At 71.7% G+C, this 579-nt stretch carries 2 protein-coding genes; both read right to left on the minus strand.

Annotated features, from left to right (window positions below; translation table 11 throughout):
- Positions 1-64: 64 nt before the first annotated feature.
- Positions 65-349, minus strand: a complete 285-nt coding sequence (locus tag LDQ05_RS19635) for a WhiB family transcriptional regulator (RefSeq protein ID WP_226438625.1) — start codon at positions 347-349, stop codon at positions 65-67.
- On the minus strand, positions 346-579 hold a 234-nt coding region (locus LDQ05_RS19640; RefSeq protein WP_226438626.1), incomplete at its 5' end, for a hypothetical protein. The genes LDQ05_RS19640 and LDQ05_RS19635, both read right to left, overlap by 4 nt.

Raw genomic sequence — 579 nt, forward strand, 5'->3', positions numbered from 1 at the left:
CCTGGGGTGGGTGGGTGAGTTGGTCGGTGGCGCGGGATTCGGCGCGGAGGGGCGAGTCGGCGCATCATGCGGTCTTTCGTGGTCGCCCGGTCGGCCCGGGGTCGTACATGCGCCCCGCCCACATGCCGGCGGGGGTGTCCTGCTCGTGCACCGCGGTGCGGCACGCGGCCTGGACGGGGCAGCCGCGGCACATCCGGACGGCCCAGTCGAGTCGCCGCATCCGGTCCTCGGCGAGCTCACCGTCGATCTCGGCGTCGAATGCTGGCGCGTGGCCGGCGCACCGTGCCCCCTCGAGGCGGGGGTCGACGAGGGCCTCGAGGAGTGGCGTGGCGGTGTGTCGGGTGGTCACGCGAGCCCGTCCAGCTCGGTTTCGTGGACGGTGCCGACGTAGTTGCCGACGTCGTCGATGGGCTCGAGGGTCGCCCCGTCGAAGTCCGCGGCGACGATGCGGACGTCGTACGGCGGCGTGTGCCTGGTCTCTGTCGACGATGCGTCGGTGTAGCACCTCCAGGTGCTGCGGTGCTCCTGGCGAAGAAGCGCCGGACAGGGTGTCCAGAACTTCTTGCCGTCGGTCTCGTA

The sequence above is a fragment of the Rhodococcus yananensis genome (assembly GCF_020515525.1).
Classification (GTDB): Bacteria; Actinomycetota; Actinomycetes; order Mycobacteriales; family Mycobacteriaceae; genus Rhodococcus; species Rhodococcus yananensis.